The sequence below is a fragment of the Gemmatimonadota bacterium genome (assembly GCA_009835325.1).
Classification (GTDB): Bacteria; JAAXHH01; JAAXHH01; order JAAXHH01; family JAAXHH01; genus JAAXHH01.
Genome location: VXWP01000070.1, coordinates 1 through 16,029, shown reverse-complemented (window position 1 = coordinate 16,029; position 16,029 = coordinate 1). Strand labels below are relative to the sequence as shown.

General features: G+C 63.6%; 15 protein-coding genes. 14 read left to right on the top strand and 1 reads right to left on the bottom strand.

Annotated elements, in window-relative coordinates; all coding sequences use genetic code 11:
* Positions 1–71 precede the first annotated feature (71 nt).
* A complete protein-coding gene (locus F4Z81_08695) occupies positions 72–2,960 on the bottom strand; it encodes a 2-oxoglutarate dehydrogenase E1 component (GenBank protein ID MXW05126.1) in 2,889 nt (962 codons plus the stop codon).
* A gap of 288 nt (positions 2,961–3,248) precedes the next feature.
* On the opposite strand from F4Z81_08695, the gene argG reads away from it, so the two are divergent.
* The 14 genes from argG to F4Z81_08625 form a co-directional block, all read left to right on the top strand.
* Positions 3,249–4,493, top strand: coding sequence for an argininosuccinate synthase (gene argG / locus F4Z81_08690; GenBank protein ID MXW05125.1), 1,245 nt, complete (start codon positions 3,249–3,251; stop codon positions 4,491–4,493).
* 54 nt (positions 4,494–4,547) lie between these two features.
* A complete protein-coding gene (locus tag F4Z81_08685) occupies positions 4,548–4,970 on the top strand; it encodes a VOC family protein (GenBank protein ID MXW05124.1) in 423 nt (140 codons plus the stop codon).
* A 20-nt stretch (positions 4,971–4,990) separates the two neighbouring features.
* The gene (locus tag F4Z81_08680; GenBank protein MXW05123.1) at positions 4,991–6,577 is read left to right on the top strand and encodes a peptidase M14; all 1,587 of its coding nucleotides are present in this window, start codon (positions 4,991–4,993) and stop codon (positions 6,575–6,577) included.
* Between the two features lie 84 nt (positions 6,578–6,661).
* Entirely contained in the window at positions 6,662–7,624 is a 963-nt protein-coding gene (locus F4Z81_08675) for a nucleoside hydrolase (GenBank protein ID MXW05122.1), read from the top strand.
* The gene (locus tag F4Z81_08670) at positions 7,621–8,367 is read left to right on the top strand and encodes an SDR family oxidoreductase (protein MXW05121.1); all 747 of its coding nucleotides are present in this window, start codon (positions 7,621–7,623) and stop codon (positions 8,365–8,367) included. The genes F4Z81_08675 and F4Z81_08670 overlap by 4 nt, the downstream gene beginning before the upstream one ends.
* Positions 8,368–8,369: 2 nt before the next feature.
* Positions 8,370–9,017, top strand: a complete 648-nt coding sequence (locus tag F4Z81_08665) for an AMP-binding protein (GenBank protein ID MXW05120.1) — start codon at positions 8,370–8,372, stop codon at positions 9,015–9,017.
* Positions 9,014–10,171, top strand: a complete 1,158-nt coding sequence (locus tag F4Z81_08660; protein MXW05119.1) for a CoA transferase — start codon at positions 9,014–9,016, stop codon at positions 10,169–10,171. Before F4Z81_08665 ends, F4Z81_08660 begins: the two co-directional genes overlap by 4 nt.
* Before the next feature lie 21 nt (positions 10,172–10,192).
* A complete protein-coding gene (locus F4Z81_08655; GenBank protein MXW05118.1) occupies positions 10,193–11,614 on the top strand; it encodes a cupin domain-containing protein in 1,422 nt (473 codons plus the stop codon).
* A gap of 12 nt (positions 11,615–11,626) precedes the next feature.
* Positions 11,627–12,529 carry an aldo/keto reductase gene (locus F4Z81_08650; GenBank protein MXW05117.1) on the top strand — a complete coding sequence of 301 codons (903 nt, stop codon included), beginning with the start codon at positions 11,627–11,629 and terminating at the stop codon, positions 12,527–12,529.
* Between the two features lie 18 nt (positions 12,530–12,547).
* A complete protein-coding gene (locus F4Z81_08645) occupies positions 12,548–13,309 on the top strand; it encodes an amidohydrolase family protein (GenBank protein ID MXW05116.1) in 762 nt (253 codons plus the stop codon).
* Positions 13,306–13,644 carry an amidohydrolase family protein gene (locus F4Z81_08640; GenBank protein ID MXW05115.1) on the top strand — a complete coding sequence of 113 codons (339 nt, stop codon included), beginning with the start codon at positions 13,306–13,308 and terminating at the stop codon, positions 13,642–13,644. The genes F4Z81_08645 and F4Z81_08640 overlap by 4 nt, the downstream gene beginning before the upstream one ends.
* A 12-nt stretch (positions 13,645–13,656) precedes the next feature.
* Complete coding sequence (locus tag F4Z81_08635; protein ID MXW05114.1) at positions 13,657–14,055, top strand: amidohydrolase family protein; 399 nt, start codon at positions 13,657–13,659, stop codon at positions 14,053–14,055.
* Between the two features lie 14 nt (positions 14,056–14,069).
* Positions 14,070–15,062, top strand: a complete 993-nt coding sequence (locus F4Z81_08630) for a hypothetical protein (GenBank protein ID MXW05113.1) — start codon at positions 14,070–14,072, stop codon at positions 15,060–15,062.
* Positions 15,063–15,101: 39 nt separating this feature from the next.
* The coding region (locus tag F4Z81_08625; GenBank protein MXW05112.1) for a Gfo/Idh/MocA family oxidoreductase at positions 15,102–16,029 on the top strand (928 nt) is incomplete at its 3' end.

The window sequence follows — 16,029 nt, the reverse complement described above, 5'->3', positions numbered from 1 at the left end:
CTCGAGCCTGCGAGTTCCGGTTTCCAGACGCATGCCCGAATCGTACAAAATGCGCCGGATGCGGCGATCTGTCAATGCATCTCGATATTTCCCGACGCGCCCATGTCAAAGGCCATTTTAACGAGACTTTTCTGGTTTTGGTTGTGAATGGCCGTCGAACCCTCCGAGGGCACCGCACTCGGAGGGCGGGATACGCAGTAGATCGGGCACCGGCCGTTCAGGACCGTCTCCAGGACCTTGCGGATGTAGTCCCATGCGCCCATGTTTTCCGGTTCTTCCTGGAGCCAGACGACTTCCTCCAGCCGGGGGAACTGCCCGATGATCCTGGCCACCTGGTCCTCCGCCACCGGGTAGAGTTGTTCGATGCGAACGACCGCGGCATGAGTTGCGCTTTCCCACAGCTCGTCGTTCATCAGGTCGACGTACACCTTGCCGCTGCAGAACACCAGTCTCCTGATCTTCTCCGGATGTTCCTCCGCACGCTCGTCTTCGATAATCGGCATCCATTTCCCTTCGGCCAGTTCGCGGGCGGAAGAAGCCACGTCGGGATGACGCAACAGGCTCTTGGGTGTCATGATGATGAGGGGCAGCGGGTCGGATTCGAGGAGCCTTGACTGCCGCCTCAGCAGATGGAAGTACTGGGCCGCCGTGGTGCAGTTGGCGATGCGGATGTTGAAATCGGCGCCGAAGGACAGGAATCGCTCCATAAGCCCGCTGGAGTGATCCGGCCCCTGCCCTTCAAATCCATGCGGCAGCAGGATGGTCAGGGACGAGGTCTGCCCCCACTTGGCCCGGCCGGAAACGAGGAATTCGTCGATGATGATCTGGGCGCCGTCCACGAAGTCGCCGTACTGGGCTTCCCAGAGTACGAACCGCTCCGGCGCCTGGATGCTGTACCCGTATTCGAACCCCAGCGCGGCGTATTCGGTCAGCGGCGTGTTCCGCGTCTCGAAGGAGGCGTTCGCCTGGGGCAGCCGCCGCAGCGGCGTCCAGGCCCGGTCGGTCTCGTAGTCGTGCAGCACGTTGTGCCGCTGGCTGAAGGTACCTCGCTCCACGTCCTGGCCCGTTAAGCGGACCGGCACGCCGTCCTCGATGATGGTGGCGAAGGCCAGGGTCTCGGCATGGGCCCAGTCGATTTTACTGGCGTCCACGTCGTCCAGTGTCCGCCGCCGGCGTTCGATCACCCGCTTGAGCCTGGGATGCAGGTTGAAACCATCCGGGAACGTCCACAGCGCCTTGTTCAGGTTCTTCAGACGCCGCATGGAGACGGAAGAGCGTGTGCGCTTCGCGGTGCCGGATCTGGGCGGTTTGTAATAGGGTTCCTCGAGCACTTCTTCCGGTTTCAATTCATCCAGCATCGTCTGCATGGCCCCCATGCGGCCGGCGACCAATTCCTCCGGCTTACCCGCTTCGAGCCGGCCCTCCGCCACGAGCCGATCGGCCCACAGCTTCCTTACCGTCGGATGGGCGTCGATCCGCCGGTAGAGACTGGGATGGGTGAGCGAAGGATCGTCTCCCTCGTTGTGGCCGTGCCGGCGATACCCGATCAGGTCGATCAGGAAGTCCTTGCGGAACTTGACGCGGTAGGCGTAGGCGATGCGGGCGGCCTCCAGACAGGCTGCCGGGTCGTCGGCGTTCACATGGATGATAGGGATTTCGAATCCCCGCGCGATGTCGCTGGCGTACAGCGTGCTGCGGGACTGTTCCGACGGGGTGGTGTATCCGAGCTGGTTGTTGGTGATGAGGTGGATCGTGCCGCCCGTCCTGAAACCCGGGACGCGGTAGAGCGTAAAGGTCTCCGCGACGACGCCCTGTCCCGAAAACGCCGCGTCGCCATGGATCAGGATGGGCAGGTTCCGCTCGGGCAGGGGCCGGACGTCCCCCGGCAGGTTGACGATCGTCCCCGCGGCGCGGGCCATGCCCTCGAGCACCGGATTGACCGCTTCCAGGTGGCTGGGGTTCGGTGCGAGGTGGATATGCAGGTCCACTTCCTTGCCCTGCCGGTCCTGGTATCTGCGCTGGGCGCCGCTGTGGTACTTCACGTCGCCGGTCCAGCCCGTGTCGTTGCCGGTCTTGTTGACCCGCTGCACCGGGTCCCGGAATTCGGCCAGGATGTGTTCGTAAGATTTGTGCAGGATGTGGGCCAGCACGTTGAGCCGGCCCCGGTGGGCCATGCCGATGAGGATGTTGCAGGTGTTGTTCTCCGCGGCCTCGCCGATCACCCCGTCCAGGACGAGGATCATGGTGTCCAGGCCTTCGATAGAGAACCGGGTCTTGCCGGGGAAAGTCCGGTGCAGGAACTGCTCGAAAACCTCCACCTCGGTGAGACGGTCAAGGATGGCCAGTGCGCTCTCGTCATCTTCCGAGGGTCTGAACCGCCCGGTTTCCGCAGCCTCCTGCAGCCATTCCCGCTCTCCAGGCACCTCGATGTGCATGTAGTCGTAACCGGTGGTAGAGGAATAGACGCGCTTGAGTTTCTTGAGGGCCTCGGAGGCGTTGTCGCACTGCTGGCCCACCGGACCGCCGATCAGGGAGGAGGGCAGTTGCCGCATGGTCACTTCGGTCACGCCCTGCGCCTCCAGTTCCAGCTCGGTCAGTGGGTCGCCCAGTGCGGCGTCGTCCTCGGTCGCGAAGACGGAATAGGGAAAGTACCTGGGATCGGCCAGGGGGTCCAGGTGGGCGCCGAGATGTCCATACTCGCGGACGTTCTGGGCGAGATTGGCGATGAAGACGATCTGGTCGATACCGGCCGGACTGGCGCTGCCGTCGGTGCTGGCGGGGCTGGCGGCGCTTGAGGTGCCGTCGGTGCTGGCAGTTGAATCTCCGTCGAGGTCAGCTGCATGGCGGGAGAACAGCGCGCGGGTTTCCGCGTCGACAGATTCGGGATCTTCGAGGTATTGCTCGTATAACGCGATCACGTATCCGGCGTTTGGGCCATGGAACTCGCGCAAGAGATCCAACTCGAATCCTCCCACGGGCGACTGAATTCGACGTGGCTGGCGGGCGGGGAATCAATGCCTGGCGAAGGCCTCTCAGACTCCGGTTCATCGCCGTTTCAACCCGCATACGAAGATAGAGGCGCCACCGGGGAAAGGCAAATGAATTGTAGGGGTTCCGGGTGAGCGCTGAAGCGCCGGATGCAGGTCCCCTTCCCCGATTAGTGCCTTGACTTTTGACTTGCGTATGCATTACTTCCAGATTTCGATCTTAATCCGTATTAACCGGTTGTTTCGAGGAGTTTCGACCTCATGGACCTGAGTAGGTTGAAGGGCAGGACCGTCGGCGCCGCGGTATCAGGCGGACTGGACAGTTGTACCGTCACCCGGTGGCTGGCGGATCACGACGTGGACGTGGTCTGCGTGACCGCCGATCTGGGCCAGCCGGATGAAGAACGCATCGACTACGTCGCCGAACGTATGATGCGGTGCGGCGCGAAAGACGCCGTAATCGTAGACGCGAAGGATGAACTGGCGCAGGCCGGGATCGAGGTCATCCAGTGCCAGGCCGCCTACGAGGGGAACTACTGGAACACGACCGGCATAGCCCGTCACATTACGGTGCGGACCCTGCTGCCCGAGCTCAAGAAGCGCGGCATCGACATCCTCTCCCACGGCGCGACAGGCCGCGGGAACGACCAGGTCAGGTTCCAGCTCGTGGCCAACATGATCGACCCTTCGGTAGAGGTCTACGCCCCGTGGAGAGACCAGGCTTTCCTGGACGATTTTCCCGGACGCAAAGAAATGATCGACTTCTGCGAAGACCGCGAGTTGCCGATACAGGCTTCCCACGAGAAACCCTATTCCACGGACGCGAACATCCTCGGGCTGACCCACGAGGCCGGCCGCCTCGAGTCGCTCGAAACCCCGGCCGGTTTCATCACGCCCGGCATGGGCGTCCATCCCCGGGAAGCGCCCGATGCGCCCGAACGGTTTGCCGTCCGCTTCGAACACGGTGTACCGGTCCGGATAAACGGAGATCCGGTGACGTCGCTGTCGGCCATCGAGACGGCCAACCGGATCGGCGGCAGAAACGGCATCGGAATCGGGATCCACACGGTGGAAAACCGCTTCGTGGGCATCAAGAGCCGGGGCGTCTACGAGTCGCCGGCCATGACGCTCCTCGGTCAATGCTACGAGTTCCTGCTGCAGCTCATTCTCGACCGCCGCGCCCGGCGTTCCTTCGACCAGGCCTCGGTAGTCATCGCGGAGCAGATCTACCAGGGCTACTGGTACGATCCCGCCACCCAGGCGTTGCGAGCATCCGTCGACGTGTTCAACCGGGTCGCGACGGGGACCATCCAGGTCGAATTGTACAAGGGCGGCGTGTCCTTCGTTTCGGCCGAGGACGTCCCCAACTCGCTCTATTCCGAAACGACGGCTTCCATGGAGGGCGTGGGCGACTTCGACCACAAGGATTCCGAGGGATTCCTGGGCGTGCTGGGGGTCAGCGCACGGGCACTCAAATCATCCGGTCAGACTAGCCGTACACAGTAGGCCGAACCGTGCACGTTGAAGACAGCGCACGTTGAAAACCTGGAGACTACATTCATGCCGGTAGGCAGCAAAAACCAGTTGGTTCCCGGATGCGGCACGCATCACGTGGCCGTTCAGACGAGGGACTGGAACGCATCGCTGCGGCTGTACCAGGAGGTCCTGGGCATGCAGCCCGTGGCGGAATTCGGCCCCGCCGAACGGAGGATCATGCTCCTCGACGCCGGGGACGGCAGTCACATCGAACTGTTCCAGCCCACGAACGATACCCCTTTGCCGGGCGGCCCCTCGCCCAATGACCCGGTCACCCATATCGCGCTGGCCACGACGGACGCGCGGACCGCGATCGAACACGTCCGGTCCCATGGATACGAGGTGACGATCGAACCGAAGGACGTCAATCTGGGTGGACTGGAAGTGACCGTCGCTTTCTTCAAAGGCCCGTGCGGCGAGGTGATCGAGTTCTTCCAGGAACATTGACCGAGCAACGCAGGGACCCGATGTACCGAATCTTCGCCACCCTCGTCCTGGTCATGGCGGCCGCTTGCCCCGCCATCGCCCAGGAATATGACGTATCCGAGCTCCAGACGCGCGCCGAGTTCTCCGATTACGACGAGACGACCCGGTACGCGGAGGTCATGTCCTACCTCCGGGCCGCCGTGCTCGCGTCCGACCGGCTTCATCTGACCGAATTCGGCTATACGACGGAAGGCCGGACCCTGCCCCTGCTCGTATACGGCGACGTCTGGGACGCATCCGCGGCGGAAATCGCCCGGACCGGCAAAACGAGGGTGTTCGTCCAGGCGAACATCCACGCCGGAGAGGTGTGCGGCAAGGAAGCCCTGCTCATGCTGATCCGGGAACTGGCCTCCGGAGCGTATGCGGACTGGGCCGATTCCCTGGTGCTGATGATGGCGCCGATCTACAACGCCGACGGCAACGAGCGGATCAGCCTGTACAACCGTCCACGCCAGCATGGTCCCGTGGGGGGCATGGGGCAGCGGCCGAACGCCCAGGGTTTCGACCTGAACCGCGATCACATGAAGCTGGACTCCCCCGAGGCGCGGTCCCTGGTCTGGCTCATGAACGAATACGATCCCCACGTGCTGATCGATCTCCACACCACGAACGGTACCGTCCACGGCTACCACCTTACCTACTCGCCTCCACTCAACCCCAATACCGACGGCCGGATTATCGAACTGCTGCGGGGACGGTGGCTGCCCGAGGTGCGAACCACCGTCCGGGAGAACTACGGATGGGAGTTCTACTACTACGGCAACGTGCCCCGGGCCGGGTCGGCCCGTGAGCCGGGATGGTACACCTTCGATCACCGGCCCCGGTTCAACAACAACTACGTGGGGCTCCGGAACCGTATCGCCATACTGAGTGAAGCCTATGCCTACGCGTCCTTCGAAGATCGCATCATGGCCACCCTGGCCTTCGTGAAGGAGAACGTCCACTTCGCCCACCGGAACGCGTCTTCGATACGCGCGATCCTGGAGACCGTGGACCTGGAATCGGTCGTGGGCCTGGACCTGGCCGTCCGTTCCGCATTCGCCCGGTCCGGTGAACCGGTGGAAATCCTGCTGGGTGAAGTCGACGAGATGCGCAACCCCTACACGGGCGAGGTCATGTATCTCCGGAAGGAAGTCCTGAAGCCGACTTCGATGTACGAGTACGGGACATTCTCCGCGACGGAGACGGAGCGCGCGCCCCGGACATATTTCGTACCCCCCTCCCTCTCCATCGTTATCGAACGGCTTGGCGCCCACGGCATCTGGTACGAGGAACTCTCCGGTCCGCGCGATTTGGCGCTGGAGCGGTTCAGGATAGACGCTTCGCAGGCCGCCGATCGGCCCTTCCAGGGTAGACACGAGCGGACCCTGTCGGGCGTCTACGAACCCGTGGTCCAAACGCTGGAACCCGGCACGCTGGTCGTACCGGTGGATCAGAAGCTGGGCAGGCTGGTATACTACCTGCTGGAACCCCGGTCCGACGACGGCCTGGTCGCGTGGGCACTGATGGACGATGTGCTCGAAGGCGCGGAGCACTACCCCATCCTGCGCGAACCGGCCGATCGATAGCTGATCGATAGCCGACCGGTAGCCGAACCTTAGCCGTTCGGAAGGGCCTGCGACGGCCCGGAATCTACTCCCGACGGAGCCCGAATGCCCGTACGCGTAATCCTGGACACCGATACGGGGGTCGACGACGCCCTGGCCATCCTGCTGGCCATGCGGTCGCCCGAGCTTCGCGTCGAGGCCATCACGGGAGTGTGCGGAAACACGTCTCTCGAAAACTGCGTACGCAACATTCACCTTACACTGAGCGTACTCGATGCCCGTGAAACACCGGTCGTGGCCCCGGGCGAGGACCGGCCGCTGGTCCGCGAATTGGCCTTCGCCGGGGATATACACGGCGAGGACGGACTGGGCGGCGTGTCCCGACAGGTGGACGCGGACGGGCGCCGCGTATACCCTGATCCCGACCAGCCGCCGGGTACCGAGCACGCAGTCGATCTGATCACGGACCTCGCCGACCGGTACCCGGGTGAGCTTATCCTGATCGCCGTGGGGCCGCTCACCAACGTCGCGCGGGCCGTCATGAAGGATCCGGACCGCATGCGCGGGCTGCGGGCAATCATCATCATGGGCGGCGCCTTCGAGACCGGCGGAAACGTATCCCCAGTGGCGGAATTCAACATCCACGCCGATCCCCATGCCGCGCAAATCGTCTGCGATTCCGGGATCCCCCTGGTCTTCGTACCCCTGGACGTGACCCGGCAGGCGTTCCTGGATGCGGGAACGATCGACCGTTTCGCCGCTGAGGCGGGCGCCAGGGCCGTCTTCGTTCGCGACTGCACGTCCCGTTACGTGGCCTTTCACCGGCAGAACAGGGGCGTCAACGGCTGCTTTCTCCACGATCCCCTCGCCGTGGCTGTCGCCGTCCGGGAAGACCTCGTCACGACGGTGCCGGCCAGGGTGGACGTGGAAACCGCCGGCGATCTCACCACGGGGATGACCGTGGCCGATCTCCGTTCCGACCGGTGGGACGAACCCAACGCGAGGGTCTGCACCGCGGTGGACGTCCAGGCATTCACCACGCTGTTCGAGGAAAGGGTGCTCGCATGATCCTGAAGGACCGTACGGCCATCGTAACCGGTGGCGGGCAGGGCATCGGCCGGGCGATATGCGGTATCTTCGCCGAAGAAGGCGCCGCCGTCGTGGTCGTGGACATCAACGAATCCGCCGCCGAGGAGACTGCCCGGCAGCTGAACCTGGAAGGTTATGCCGGACGGTCTGCGCGGGCCGTCCGGGCCGACATCTCGGTCGCGGCGGAGATAAGCGCCCTGGTCGACGGGGTCGTCGAGGAGTATGGCCGCGTGGACATTCTCGTGAACAACGCGGGACTGGCCCTGTTCAGGTCGGTGGAAGCGTGCACGGAGAAAGAATGGGACCGGGTGATGGCGGTCAACCTTAAGGGACCGTTCCTGCTGTCAAAGGCCCTGCTGCCCACCATGATCGCCCAGCAATCCGGCGCTGTGATCAACCTGGCCTCGGTTGCGGGAAAGACCGGCGGCGTGGTGTCCGGCGCGCCCTATTCGGTCTCCAAGGCCGGAATCGAGTGCCTGACCAAGTCGCTGGCCCGCGAACTGGCGCCGCACGGGGTCCGGGTCAACGCCATCGCGCCCGGGATTATAGATACCGCCCTGACCGCCCATCACGATCCGGCGTTCGTCGACGCGATCCCCCTGGGCGGCAGCAAAGGGGATCCGCGAGACGTGGCCGAGGCGGCGCTTTTCCTGGCATCAGACAGGTCGCGGCATATCACCGGCGAGATCCTGGACGTCAACGGCGGCCTGTTGATGGACTGACCATGACCGCATCCATTTCCAATTTCGCCCTGGACATCGTGGACCGGCATGCGCGGGAGCCGGGCCGGATCGCCCTGCGATGGCAATACGCAGGCGGCGTCACGACGGACGTGACCTTTCTGGACATGAAGATACGCTCCGAGAAGGTCGCCTACGTGCTGCACCAACATGGCGTGCGCCCGGGACAGCGGGTGTTCATCCTGCTGCCGCCCTCCACGGCCTGGTGGGAGTCCGTACTCGGCTGCATGCGCGCGGGCGCCGTGGCCGTACTGGGCCAGGACGCGTCCACGTCACAGGTGCTGAAGGACCAGATCAACCAGTCCCGGTCCACGCTGGTGATCGCGTCCGACGCCGTTGCGGAGGTGATCGGCCTGATCATGGGCGACTGCGGCCGGATCACCCACTGGCTTTCCGTGGGCTGGGAGCGTGAGGGGTGGGTGGATTTCGACCGCCGCGTCTCCCTCGCTCCGTCCGGTTTTACGGCGGTGGAAACGCAAGGGACCGATCCGTGCATCGTCGTGTACGACCAGGGATCGTCGGCCATCGAAACCACGCACTGTCACGGCGATGATGGATATGACCTGGAGCAGCTCGACGCGTGGCGCGACGGGTTGGCCATCGCATTGCACGAAACCTCAGAGAAACCATGATACGCGCGCTGACCGACTGCCTGGTGGTGGAGTTGACCACGCAACTGCCGGGTCCCTACTGCGCCATGCTGCTGGCCGATCTCGGCGCCGAAGTGATCAAGGTGGAACCGCCCTGCGGGGATCCCCTCCGCGGTTTCCCCCCGGCGTTCGCCAGCGTCAACCGCGGCAAGCGGAACATCGTGATCGACCTCAAAAAGGACGCGGGCAGGGCGGTAATGAGCCGCCTGATCGGCCGGGCGGACGTCGTATTGGAAGGATTCCGGCCGGGTGTGGCCGAACGGCTCGGCGTGGACTACCCCGCGGCGAAACGTCTGAACCCCGCCATCGTGTACTGCGCTATCTCGGGATTCGGACAGGAAGGTCCCTACCGGGACCGTACCGGCCACGACATCAACTACCTCGCGATTGGCGGCCTGCTCGGACGCGTCGATCCGCCCGCGGTCCCTCCCGTATTGATATCGGACCTGTCCTCCGGTCAGTACGCCGCGCTGGCCGTTTCCGCCGCCCTCTTGGGGCGCGCGGCCACCGGGGAGGGGAGTTTCATCGATCTGTCCATGACCGACTGCGTCCTGTCCTGGATGGCGCTCGACATCGCCGCCGCTGCGCAGGACCCGGAAGCAGCCCGGGGGCAGTTCCTCGGGAACATCCCCCATTACGGTATCTTCGAGACCTCGGACGGCCGGTGCATCAGCATCGGGATCGTCCACGAGGACCATTTCTGGGTCCGTCTCTGCGACGTCATGGGACTGGACGGCTGGCGGAGCTGGCCTACGAAGAAACGGCTGGAACGGGCGACCGAAATCAGGGAGAAACTCCGTGCCGTTTTCGCCACGGCATCCTGCCGGGAATGGGACCGGAGACTACGCGAAGCCGACGTGCCCTGCGCACCCATTTACCATCTTGACGAGTTACCGGACGACCCTTATATACAGTATCGAAACCCGTTTTACCATCTCGTCGCTTCCGACCGTTCTGAAAGCCGTCAGGTCAGGGCGCCGTACCGTACGGATTCGCCGGAGTCCGAAGCCCCGCTTCCGCCTCCAGTCAAAGGCGAACATACGCGATCGGTATTATCGGATTCAGGATACGACGATGACGAGATCGACCGACTGATACAACTTGGCGCAGTTCACGCATTCCGAATCGGGGAGTAGCAGCCGAATCCCAAAGGAGATATGATGAGCATCCGCGTGCGAAACTGGCGTGACCAGGCGCCCTATGTCGGGCATATCAGCGCGCTGGTCTGGACGCTGTACCAGTCCCATGACAAAGACGAAACCTCTCCGCCGGAAATCAACCGGCTGCACGGCATCAACAGCTTCGTCAAGCACGGTCTGCAGGGCCATCAACACTCGGACCACCACCAGCACGACGCCATTGAGCAGTTGTATTTCATCCTCCGTGGGCGCGGCCAGCTGCTGATCGGGGACGACAAGGTGGACGTCCGGGACGGCACGGCCGTCTACATGCCCGTCAACGTGCCCCACCAGGCGTTCAACGACGGCGAAGGCTGGATGGAGCACCTGATCGTCAGTTGCCCGCTCGAAGAAATCCGGGAGGGCACGCCCGCGGTGCGGGACTGGCGCGACGTCCATCCGGTCGTACTGGAAGGCGGTACCGTTTCCTGGCCGCTGCTGCGGCGCGAGGAGGATGCCCCGGCCGGAGAAGGCGGCGTGCTCCAGCGTGTGCAAAGCGTGACCCGCTACGCGGTCCAGGGACGCCAGGGAACCGCCTGGGAGCAATTGGATGGCATCGAACTGGTCCACTACGTACTCAGCGGATATGGCATCGTCGAGGATCTGGACGGGGACCGCCAACTGGTCACGGAAGGTTCCGCGGCCCACGTGCTGCCCGGGGTTGCGCATCGATTTTCCAACGAGGGCGAGGGCTGGCTCGAGTACGTTACGTTTGCCGTCGAGGTAGGCGAGGTCGAAGCGCCGGACGAATCCGACGAGGTCGAGGAGTCCGAGGAGCCGGCTATGCAATACGGTGTGGAAGAAGTCGCCGAGGCCGCCGTGGTAGCGGATGTCGACTGGGATGACGCCGACACCGTGGAGACCGAAGAGGAAATCGAGGAGGACGGGGCAGACGATGCGGCCGACGATGACGTGGAGTCGGCAGAGGCCGAAGATGAAGCCGTGGCTGTCGATTCAGCCGATGAAGATACGGAATCGGTAGAAGTCGAGGATGAGACCGAATCGGCAGTCGCCGACGAAGAGTATGAAGCTGACGAAGCCGACGAGGATATCGAAGTTGCGGAGGAAGTCGCCGGCGAAGATGGGGAAGACGTGGAGGAAGATGAAGCGGAAGTCGCCGAGGTGAACGATGATAGCGAACCGGAAGCAACATTAGAAGACACCGAGGACGCGGAAGCGGAAGAAGAAGACGTGGTCGCAGAAGACGCCGAGGACGCGGAAGCAGAAGACGTGGCCGAAACGGACCAGGCCGAAGCCTCAGAAAAAGCCGAAGCGGACGACGACGAATTCGACCTGGATGACGACGATGCGGACTTCGATATCGAAGACGAAGATGAAACCGTCGTGGAGGACGAAACAGGGGAGGACGACGACGAATCCCCTGATGCGGACAGACGTTAATCGAAAGCGTACGTGAACAACCTACCCGCCCGCTCGTTCGGGCGAACCGGCATGCGTCCGGCGGCACTGGCCATGGGAGCCGCCTTTCTGCACGAAAGCCCCGAGGCGGTCGAGGCCATCCAGACCGCCCTGGAACTGGGCGTCAACTATTTCGATACCTATCCGGGCCACCACGAAGAGAAATGGGGCGACGCGCTCTCCGGCGTTCCCCGGTCCTCCTACTATCTCCAGGCCAAGATCGGCACCCATCCCGAACGCAGGAAGGACTTCTCCGGGGAAGGCGCCAGGTGGAGCCTGGACCAGAGTCTGCGATCCCTGAAGACAGACTACCTCGACTGTGTACTCGTGCACGATCCGGCCGATGTGGAGGAATTGCTGCGCGAAGGCGCGGTTTTCGACGTGCTGCTCGAGATGAAATCGCAGGGCGTGGTCAGGAACATAGGGCTCGGCGCCCGTTCCCATGACTGGCACGTACGGCTGATCGACGAAGGCATCAGCGACGTGTCCCTGACCTTCCTGGACTACACCCTGGTCAACCAGACGGCCGCCGCTACCATCTTCCCGGCGGCCAGGAGACGGTCAACGGGCGTCATCCTGGCCAGCGTGCAGGGCATGGGCCTGCTGACCGGGCAGGAGCCCGATCCGGATCGCGAGCGGGGCATGCATCCCGGGTCCGAGCCGCGCGCCCATCGAATCTGGACCTGGTGCCGCGAGCACGGTGTCAACATCCGCCACCTGGCCATACAGTTCTGCCTGGCTGCGCCGGTGGACAGCATCGTCATGTTCGGGCCGGCGAGCATCCGGCACGTCCACGACGCCTTCGAGGCCGCCACCGAGACGATTCCGGACGAACTCTGGGAAGCGTTCGACCGTACTTTCGGCATCCGTCCGGGCATGGATGCCGGATCATCTTAGCAACAGGAACCCGTCCACGTGACCTCACTGACCTTCTCGCCCCGCGTGCCCGTCATCGACGCGAATGTGTGCGTGGGCAATCATCATACCGGACCATCGCCCTGCCAGAGCCCCGCGCAACTGCTCGACGAAATGGATTTCCACGGGGTCGGGCGCGCCGTGATCTACCATGCCCAGGGTGAACAGATCAGTCCGACGGACGGCAACGAGTACCTCGAGGACTGGCTCGACGAGGACGGACGCCTGATCCCCCAGTGGTCGGTCGCGCCGGTGGAAACCTCCCGGGAGCAGATCGCGGAACTCCACGGCCGGGGCCGGGTGCGTTCCGTCCGGCTGCACGACTGCCAGTCCGCCGGACTTCCCTTTCTCCCATGGGGTTACGACGATCTCCTGACCTTTCTTTCAAACGCCGGGATCCCCATCTGGATCCCGCTGATGGACGTGGAAACAGACCACCTGGTCACGACGCTCAAGGCCTATCCGGACCTGCACGCCGTGCTCGTCGGCGCGCACTATACCCACGCGCTGGTCGTTCGCGGGCTGCTGGAAGCGAGTTCCCGTTCCGTGCTGGAACTCAGCCGCTACGAACCCATAGGTGAAGTAGAGGCCCTCGTGGAACGGTTCGGCGCGGAACGGTTCGTCTACGGCTCGTGGTATCCCCGGTACGCCATGGGGCCGATCCTGTTCTACCTGCACCACACGCGCATGGACGAGGATGCACTCGCGCGGATCTGCGCGGGAAACGTCGAGCGGCTGCTCGGACTCGGGGAGGGGTCATGATAGAAGGCACGAGGGTGATCGACTACCACGGTCACACAGGCCGGTGGGAACGGTACGGCATGGTGGACGATCCGGAACTCCTCCTGGGGGCCATGGACGCCGTCGGCATCGATATCGCGTGCCTGTTCCACATATTTCATCCGGACGGGACCACGGGCAACGACCTGACGGCGAAATTCGTCGCCAGGAACCCGGACCGCTTCGTCGGTTTCGCCTATGTCTCGCCGACCATGCCCGAACGCATGGTTCCCGAACTGGAGAGGGCGATCGACAAACTGGGTTTTCCGGCCATCAAGCTCTACCCGCCCTATACGCCCTGGCGCTTCAACGTGTAACCCTGGCATCCGATCTACGAGTTCGCCCAGGACCGGGGGCTGGCCATCATCTTCCACACGGACCATTTCATCAACAGCCGGCCCCGTTACTTCGAAGACCTCGCGCCGGCCTACCCCCGGGTGAATTTCGTCTCCGCCCACTGCGGCAACGTGCCCGAGGCCCGTGCGGAGGCCATCGCCGCCGCGCAGAAGTACCCGAACGTCTACCTGGAGACCTGCTCGACGTACCGGACGCCCGGCGTGATCGAGGAACTGGTGGAAAAGGGCGGGGCCGACCGCGTGCTCTACGGATCGGACATGCCCCTGATGGACCCCAGGCCGCAGATCGGCAAGATCATCACGGCCCGGATATCCGACGAAGCGAAACGCATGGCACTGGGCGAAAACGCGTCCCGGCTGCTGAATATCTAGGACAGGAGGTTCACGTGATTCTCGGCCAGGCTGAACTGCACAACGTACACGAACTGCTGGACGACCCCGGCGGCGCGGGAAGTATATGCTGCCGCGTGCCGAACGACCTGCGCGTGACGCTGAACGAGTCGGCGAAGAACAACGCCCTGCAGGCCACCGGGTGCGAGATCCGGTTCAACCTGGAGGGACCGGAGGCGGCTATCACGCTCCAGAGCCCCGATGGCCCGACACTCGCGGAAGTGTACCAGGGCGACTTTTTCAGCGCCCTGCATATCGTCGACGAGACCCCGACGCGAATCACCGTTGTGTGCCCCGAGTCCGAAGCGGACATGCGCCGGGTCACGCCGTCCGATGCACGGTTTGATACCGGCCTCACCCGGGTGGTCCTGCCGTGGCGGCCTGCGGTCCGCCTGTTCTCCATTGAAGGCGACACGTCCCTGCCGAGGCCGGACCAGGCGCCGCAGACCCGGTACCTGGCCTACGGTTCGTCGATCACCCACGGCAGCACGGCCGTCCGGCCCACGGGCACATATCCTGCCCGGACCGCAGAGCTGCTGGGCACCGATCTCTTCAACCTGGGATTCGGCGGAGGCGCCCACCTGGAAGCGGGCATGGCGGAATACATCGCCGGACGCACGGACTGGCACTTCGCCACGCTGGAGATGGGTATCAACGTCGTGCAGTCCTTCACCGTGGACGAGTTTTATAACCGCGTCGCGTACTTCGTGACCACGATCGCCGACGCCCATCCCGACGACTGGATCTTCTGCATTGACATATTCCCGTGCCGGTATGATTTTACGGGCGTCGAAAAATGCCAGACCTTCCGGTCCATCGTGGCGGAACGGGTGCTGGAGTTGAACCGCCCGAAGCTCGTGCATGTTCCGGGAGACGCCATGCTCCGGTCCAACACCGGCCTCACGGTGGACCTCGTGCATCCGGCGCCCGCCGGTTTCGAGGAGATGGCGCGGAACCTGGCGGACATCATCCGTGCACGCAGAACGTAGTTTTTTTAACTTCATCCAGCAGACCAAAAGGGGAAACGAATGGATACCATCCGGGTAGGCGTGGTCGGCGCCGGCACCAATACCGTGACCATGCACATACCGAAGCTGCAGGCCATTGAAGGCGTGAAGATCGTCAGCGTGTGCAACCGAAGCCGGGCGTCGTCGGAGCGGGTGGCGAAGCAGTTCGGCATCCCGAAGACCTACGAAACGTGGACCGAACTGATCGAGGCCGAAGACACGGACGCCATCGTCGTGGGGACCTGGCCCTATCTTCACTGCGCCACGAGCATGGCGGCCCTGGCGAACGGCAAGCACATCCTGTGCGAAGCGCGCATGGCCATGAACTACGAAGAGGCCCAGCTCATGCACGACGCTGCGCAGAACAACCCGGACCTCGTCGCCCAGATCGTGCCTTCCCCCATGACGCTGTGGGCGGACAAGACCATTCAGCGACTGATCGCGGAAGGATACGTGGGTGAGATCCTCAGCGTGGAACTCCGGTCCTCGGGAAGCGACTTCATCGACAGCGACGGCCCTTTGCACTGGCGGCACAATACGGACTACAGCGGCATGAACGTCATGACCATGGGCATCTGGTACGAGGCCATGCGGCGCTGGGTCGGGGATCCGCTTTCGGTTTTCGCCCAGGGCAAGACCTTCACGAAGATGCGCCGCGACGCCGAAACGGGCGTGATGCGCGCCGTCAGGGTGCCGGAGCACATCGACATCGTGATGGACATGATCTGCGGCGCGTCGGCCTATGTCAAGATTTCAGTCGTCCAGGGCCTCGCCGACGAAAGTGAAGCCACGATCTACGGCAGCGAAGGCACCATCCGCATGGGCGACGGCAAACTTTACGGAGCGCAGCGGGGCGACGACGCCCTGACCGAAATCGAGATCCGGCCCGAGGACCACGGGGAATGGCGGGTGGAAGAGGAATTCATCAATGCCATTCGCGGGGTGGAAA